This is a genomic window from Burkholderia sp. Ax-1720, assembly GCF_011753035.1.
Lineage (GTDB): Bacteria > Pseudomonadota > Gammaproteobacteria > Burkholderiales > Burkholderiaceae > Burkholderia > Burkholderia gladioli.
Window position 1 is genome coordinate 1 of the sequence record NZ_VWWK01000276.1, and the last position, 6223, is coordinate 6223.

At 67.8% G+C, this 6223-nt stretch carries 6 protein-coding genes; 2 read left to right on the forward strand and 4 right to left on the reverse strand.

What is annotated here, in order from left to right:
- Both F3J18_RS35005 and F3J18_RS35010 read right to left on the reverse strand, forming a co-directional pair.
- Nucleotides 1-410: ATP-binding cassette domain-containing protein (locus F3J18_RS35005; RefSeq protein ID WP_240156495.1), on the reverse strand; the 410-nt coding region annotated here is incomplete at its 3' end.
- A 10-nt stretch (nt 411-420) separates the two neighbouring features.
- Complete coding sequence (locus tag F3J18_RS35010) at nt 421-1569, reverse strand: porin (protein WP_166916677.1); 1149 nt, start codon at nt 1567-1569, stop codon at nt 421-423.
- A 158-nt stretch (nt 1570-1727) separates the two neighbouring features.
- On the opposite strand from F3J18_RS35010, the gene F3J18_RS35015 reads away from it, so the two are divergent.
- A complete protein-coding gene (locus tag F3J18_RS35015; RefSeq protein WP_166916679.1) occupies nt 1728-2225 on the forward strand; it encodes a helix-turn-helix domain-containing protein in 498 nt (165 codons plus the stop codon).
- Nucleotides 2218-2901: a nucleotidyl transferase AbiEii/AbiGii toxin family protein gene (locus F3J18_RS35020; protein ID WP_166916681.1), complete on the forward strand. Its 684-nt coding sequence runs from the start codon at nt 2218-2220 to the stop codon at nt 2899-2901. Before F3J18_RS35015 ends, F3J18_RS35020 begins: the two co-directional genes overlap by 8 nt.
- 7 nt (nt 2902-2908) lie before the next feature.
- On the opposite strand, the gene F3J18_RS35025 is transcribed toward F3J18_RS35020, so the two are convergent.
- Together F3J18_RS35025 and F3J18_RS35030 are read right to left on the reverse strand one after the other, a co-directional pair.
- The gene (locus F3J18_RS35025; RefSeq protein WP_166916683.1) at nt 2909-3823 is read right to left on the reverse strand and encodes a glutaminase; all 915 of its coding nucleotides are present in this window, start codon (nt 3821-3823) and stop codon (nt 2909-2911) included.
- 195 nt (nt 3824-4018) lie between these two features.
- A partial coding sequence (locus tag F3J18_RS35030) for a TonB-dependent siderophore receptor (protein WP_166916685.1) occupies nt 4019-6223 on the reverse strand: 2205 nt, incomplete at its 5' end.

Here is a 6223-nt window from a genome sequence, read left to right on the forward strand (position 1 = left end):
GCGCCGAACCCGCCGAGGCCGACGCGCTCCAGCGCCTGCGCCACCGCGGCGGCGCGCTCGGCGCGCGGCACGCGGCGCATCTCCAGCGGGAAGGCGACATTGCCGGCCACCGTCAGGTGCGGCCACAGCGCGTAGTCCTGGAACACCATGCCGAGCTCGCGCGCCTCGGGCGGCAGGCAATGGCCGGGTTCGGCGACGATCTGGTCGCCGAACTGCACGGCACCCTCGTCGGGCTGCAGCAGACCTGCCAGCAGCTTCAACAAGGTGCTCTTGCCGCAGCCCGAGGGCCCCAGCAGCGCGAGCGTGGTGCCGGCCGGCACGTCGAGGTCGATCCCGTCGAGGACGGTGTGCGCGCCGAAGCGCTGGCGCAAGCCGCGCAGGCGGATCGGGACGCGCGTGCCCTGGTTCATGCGGACTCCTTCAGAACTTGTGGCGGATGCCCGCCATCAGGCCGAACTGGTTCTTGCCGGCCACCACGTCGGTGCCGAAGCCGTTCAGGCCGAGGTTCGAGCCGTTGCGGTTCAGCACGTAGCCGAGGTTCAGGTAGAGGTCGGTGCGCTTGGACAGGAAGTAGTCCGCATCGACCTGGAACGACCACGGATCGCGCGAGTTGCCGTAGAAGTTCTGGTACATCGCGGTGCCCGAGAAGGCCAGGTCCGGCTGCGCGTACCAGGTCGAGCCGAGCCAGTAGAGGCTGCTGGCCTCGACCGGCGAGCTCGACAGCGTGCTCAGGTGCACCGCGTGCGAATCGAGGTAGCGGTAGCCCGCGTAGGTGGTGACGCTGGAGAACTTGTAGCTCGCGGCCACGCCGATGCGGCGGTCCATGTCGCCCTCGTAGCCGCCGGCCTTGGTGGTGTGGGCCGCCGTCGCGCTGGTGCTGCCGCCGTTCTTCTGGTCGTACACCAGGGTCGCGCTGAACGGGCCGTGCTTGTAGCGCAGGCCGGCCTCGATCACGCGCGCGTAGCGGGTGTCGCCGGCCGGTTGCGCGCCGTAGGTGACGCTGTCGTAGCCGAAGCTGTACTGGGCGATGGCGGTCAGGCCGCCGAAGCGCTTCTCGTAGCGCACCGTGTTGTCGAGCCGGTCGGAGAAGGCCGGATCCTGCATCTTGATCGCGTAGACGGCGTTCTTGAGCGGGTTGTATTCGCTGACCCAATCGAGGAACAGGCCGCCCTGGCGACCCAGCGAGACGGTGCCGAGCCGCTCGTCGGCGATGCCGACGTAGGCGAGCCGGCCGAATTCGCGGCCGCCCTGCAGCGAGGCGCCGGTATCGATGTTGATGCCGCTCTCGAGCAGGAAGAAGGCGCGCGTGCCGCCGCCCAGGTCCTCGCGGCCGGTGATGCCCCAGCGCGAGCCGGACATGTTGCCCGAGGTCAGGCGCGTCACGCTGTGCGTGGTGCCTTTCGAGGAAGCGGCGTTGTCGAGATATTCGAGACCGGTATCGAGGATACCGTAGAGGGTCACCGAGGTGCCGGCGGCACTTGGCGTTTCGTCTGCGTAGGCGTGGGCGGACATGCCGGCACAGGCGGCCAGGCACGCGCCTACCGCCGCGATGCGATAGGAGTGGTTCACGAGTTTTGTCCTCTTTGGGATTCAATCGAGCCGCCACTGTAAGTGGCGGGTAAGTCAGGTTCGTGACAGGGAGGAGGGGGCGGCGCGCAGGGGCGAAGCGGTGGCGGTAGAGCCAGACAGCGTGACTTGTTGAGAAATATGTACTATATAGCGTACATATGAACGCACATACTTCACTGCATTCTCCTGCCGAATTGGGGCGCCTGATCCGCGAAAGGCGGAAAGCCGATGGGCTGACGCAGGAAACCCTGGCTGCGGCCGCGGGTGTTGGCCGGCGCGTGGTCGCCGACCTCGAGGACGGCGGCAATGTCAGCTCGCATGTCCTGCTGCCGATCCTCGAGCGTCTCGGAATCGGCCTCGTGCCATCGAACTCGCCTGCCTATCCCGCGGCGCTGCTGGCGCTTTGCCGGACGGCATCGACCAGCTATCACGGAAATCTGCCGCCGGCCGTCATGGAGCGCTTTCTGCTGACCGGCAAGGTCTCGCTGAAGTGGGCGACGCTGGTCGACTACGCACTCGAGGAAACCCCGCCGATGTTGTTCGAAAAAGCGATTGCGACCTGGAGCAAGCCGACGCGAGCTCGCATCCGGGAGAATCTGCGGAACTGGGCGGCGAGCCGCCAGCTCAACGTACCCGAGGAGTTTCGTCTTGCCTGATTTCGATCCGAAGATGTGGGAGCGCCTGTTCGACCAGGCCGTGGCGTTGATCGACACCGTCGAGGTCGTCGGGGAGCGTCCGCCTCGCTGGCGATTCGGCGGCGGCACGATGCTGATGCTCGATTTCAATCATCGATTCAGCAAGGACATCGATATCTTCATCACGGACCCGCAATATCTGACTTTCTATTCGCCTCGGCTCAATGACGTAGCGGAGTCGTTTGCGACCGAATACATCGAGGCTGCTCACTACCTGAAGATCGTCGGGGACGGCGGCGACATCGATTTCGTGATTGCGCCGACCTTGACCGAGCAAGCCACGGCGGAGCGCGAGATTCGCGGCCGAATGGTCACGACGGAAACCCCCGTCGAAATCGTCGCCAAGAAAGCCTTCTATCGCGCCCAGGGGTTTACCGGCCGGGATTTGTTCGACATGGCGCTCGTGCTGGAGCGCTGTCCCGACGCCTGCGCGCGCGAGGCGGCGCTGCTACGCACGCACGCGCGTGTCATCCTGGACCGCCTCGACCAGCGGCGCGACCGTCTCGAAGCCGATTTCGCGCGGATCATCACGCTCGACTATCGTCCGGGCTTCGAGCATTGCTACCAGGTGGTCGCTGATTTTCTCAATGGGCCGTCCACGGATTCGAAGGCGAACAGAACCCGCTCCGATCGCTGATCCCCCCTCAAAAAATCGACCGCCCCGTATAAGTCGTCAGCCACTCCAGCGCCAGCACCCCCGCCAGCGAATTGCCGTTCGGATCCAGCCCCGGCGACCACACGCAAACCGCCATCTCCCCCGGCAGCACCGCGACGATGCCGCCGCCCACGCCGCTCTTGGCCGGCAGCCCGACGCGGTAGACGAAGTCGCCGGCCGCATCGTAGGTGCCGCAGGTCAGCATCAGGGCCGAGAGCCGCTTGGCCGAGCTGGCGTCGACGATCTGCTCGCCGCTGATCGGCGCCACCCCGCCGTTGGCGAGGAACAGCGCGGCCTGGGCCAGCTCCACGCAGCTCATCGAGATCGCGCACTGGCGGCAGTAGGCGTCCACCACCGTGGAGGCCGGCATCCACATGTTGCCGAAGCTGGCCATGAAGTGCGCCATCGCGCGATTGCGCTCGGCATGCTGCAGCTCGGAGCTCGCCACGCGCGAATCGTAGTCGATCTCGCTGGAGCCGATCAGGCGGCGGATGAACTCCACCAGCGCCGTCTCGGCGCGCACGAAGCGCCGGCTCAGCACGTCGGTCACCACCAGCGCGCCAGCGTTGATGAAGGGATTGCGCGGCTTGCCGCGCTCGCTCTCGAGCTGCACCAGCGAGTTGAAGGCGGTGCCCGACGGCTCGCGGCCGACGCGCTGCCAGAGCTCGTCGCCGAGCAGCTGGAAGGCCAGCGTGCAGGCGAACAGCTTGGAGATGCTCTGGATCGAGAAGCGCTCCTGCGCGTCGCCGACCGTGTAGGTCTGCCCGTCGAGCGTGACGATCGCGATGCCGAAGCGCTCGGCCGGCACCTTGGCGAGTTCGGGGATGTAGTCGGCGACGCGCCCGGCGCCGATCCAGGGCGCGATTTCGGATTGGATGCGGTCGAGTATCGATTGGTAATTCATGACGAAGGCGGCGGCGCGCGCACGGAATTCAGCGAGCCCGTATGGAAGCGCCTGCGCGCCGATTCGTCAAGCGCCGATGCGGCCCGGCGGCCTTTCGCGCGAAGCGGCGCCGGCGCGAGCGGGGGCGTGGCCGCCCGCCGCCTGTCGCTCGCCCGTAGCCGCCGTCGCGGCCGCCGCCGCCGGCTTTCTGTCGCCTTACCAGTGATAGTTCGCGCCCGCGAACACCTGCCGCCCGTAGCCGAACCAGCACCAGGCCGTCGACGAGCACGAGGCGACGTAGCGGCGATTGAGCAGGTTCTGCGCGTTCACGTAGATGTCCGAGCCCTTCAGGCGCGAGGACAGGCGCCCGAGGTCGTAGCGCAGCGTCGCGTCCAGCAGCAGGTAGCTGGCCAGCCGGTACTGGTTGGTGTCGTTGTAGGTCTGGCCGGTGTAGCGCAGCCCGGCGCCGGCCGACAGCCCCGCCAGCGGCCCGCGCCGCTGCGTGTAGTAGGCCCAGGCCGAGGCCTGGTGCTGCGGCACGCCGGTCAGGAACTTGCCCTCCAGCCCGCTGTTGTCCTTCACGTACTTGGTGTCGAGGTAGGTATAGCTGGCCGTCACGTTCAGCGAATCGGACAGGCTCGCCTTGGCCTCCAGTTCGATGCCGCGCGAGCGCGCCTCGCCCGACTGGGTCTGGTAGAGCGGGTTGGCGGTGTCGGTGGTCAGCAGGTTGTTGCGGGTGAGATCGAACAGCGCGATGGTGAACATCGCGTCGTAGTCGGTCGGCTGGAACTTCAGGCCGATCTCGTACTGCTTCGCGCGTTCCGGGTCGAAGGGCCGGCCGGCGCGATTGGTGCCGCTCTGTGGCGAGAACGATTCGGTGTAGCCGACGTAGGGCGCGATGCCATTGTCGAACACATAGCTGAGGCCGGCGCGCTTGGTGAAGGCGCGCGCCGATTGCGAGGTGGTCGCGCCGCCCGTGGCGGTCGAGCTATTGGCCCAGTCCTGGCGAGCGCCCAGCGTCAGCACGAAGTGGCCGTAGCGCATCTGGTCCTGCGCATAGATGCCGAACTGGTTGCCGTGGATCCGGGTGGGCGAGAGCGCGATCGGGTCGATCGGCTGCGCGTAGTTCGGCGCGAGCACGTCGAGCGGCGGCGCGCTGCCGTAGCCGAGCGAGTAGGAGGTCGCGAAGTGCTGGTAGTCGAAGCCGGCCAGCACCGTGTGGCGCACCGCGCCGGTCGCGAAGCGGCCTTCGAGCTGGTTGTCGAGCGCGATCGAGTTGAACTGGTCCTGCGAGGCGATCGAGTAGCGCTGCAGCGAAGAGGTGCCGGGCACGAAGCCGCTGCTGTAGACGCTCGCGTAATCCTGGCCGATATGGAAGTAGCGCGCGTTCGAGCGCACCGTCCAGTCGCGGTCGAGCTTGCGCGAGAAGCGGTAGCCGAGCGCCGCCTCGGTGCGGCTGAAGCGCTCGAAATTGGTGTCGCCGTCGTAGAAGTCGCGCGGCAGCGCCCCATAGGGGCTGCCGATCACCGAGCCCTCCAGCGGCACCGCGCCGTAGGAACTGCTGCGCGGGTCGCGCTGGTAGAGCGCGTAGAGCGTCAGCGAGGTGGCCTCGTCGGGACGCCAGGTGAACGAGGGCGCCAGCGCGATGCGCTCGTTGCGGGTGCTCTCGACCTGGCCGAACTCGCTGCGCGCGATGCCGGTGAAGCGGTACAGGTAGCGGCTGTCGGCGTCGAGCGGGCCCGAGAAATCGAACGTGGCCTGCCGGTGCGCATCGGTGCCGAGCTCCACGCCGATCTCGTGCAGCGGCTGGCGCGTCGGCAGCTTGCTGCCCTGGTCGAGCACGCCGCCCGCCGCCGCCTGGCCGTAGAGCACCGACACCGGCCCCTTCAGCACGTCGATGCGCTCCAGCAGATAGGGGTCGATCTGCGGCGTGGAATACATGCTGTTGTCGACCTGCTTCAGGCCGTTCCAATAGGTGTTGGCCAAGAAGCCGCGCACCGTCAGCATGTCGTAGCGCGTGGCCACGGCGCCGCGCGTCTCGGGCTGCACGCCCGAGGTGTAGCGCACCGCCGCGTTGAGCGTCTGCGCGTCCTGCTGGACCATCTGGTCGTGCGTGACCACCGAGACCGATTGCGGGATCTCGAGCAGCGAGGTGGCAGTCTTCGAGCCGGCGCTGCTGGTCGCGGCCACGTAGCCGCCTTCGTCGTCGCCCGCGCGGCTGCTGACCTTGACGACCGGCAGCGCGTGGCTGGCCGCGGCCGACGCGCCAGCGGCATCGATATCGGCATTGCCGCCGCCGCCGGCCCGCGCGCGCACCAGCCAGACCCGGCGGCCGCCGTCGACGGCCTCCAGCGAACTGCCCGCGAGCAGGGCGGCGAAGCCCTCGGCCAGCGTGTAGCGGCCGTCGATGCCGCGCGTGCG